Source organism: Polaromonas sp. P1_G2 (assembly GCF_056405515.1).
In genome coordinates this window covers 1-450 of the sequence record NZ_JBFUBY010001158.1, presented here as the reverse complement: position 1 = coordinate 450, position 450 = coordinate 1, and the positions used below count along the sequence as shown (strand labels likewise).

Sequence of the window (450 nt, the reverse complement as noted above, 5' to 3'; positions counted from 1 at the left end):
CTCATTCTCTGCACCGGCTATCTGCACCATTTCCCGTTTTTACCGGACAATCTGCGCCTGACGACCGGCAACCGGATGTGGTCGGATGGGCTGCACAAGGGCGTGGTTTCAACGAAGAACCCAAAACTGTTCTTCATTGGCATGCAGGACCAGTTCTACACGTTCAACATGTTTGATGCTCAAGCCTGGTATGTCCGCGACATCATTCTCGGCCGCATCAAGCTGCCGCCCGAAGCCGAACTCAAGGCGGATTTCGACAAATGGCGCGCCCGCGAGGAGACGTTGGAGGATGCCGAGCAGATGATCTGGTTCCAGGGCGACTATGTCCAGGAACTGATCGACGCCACAGACTATCCTTCGTTCGACATCCAGGCGACCAACAAGACCTTCATGGAATGGGAGCATCACAAGGGCGAGAACATCATGGGCTTCCGCGACAATGCCTACCGC

Annotated in this window: 1 pseudogene; it reads left to right on the top strand. The window is 55.8% G+C overall.

What is annotated here, in order from left to right:
- A pseudogene (locus AC1D0P_RS29545) lies at positions 1-450 on the top strand (NAD(P)/FAD-dependent oxidoreductase); the annotation flags it as partial.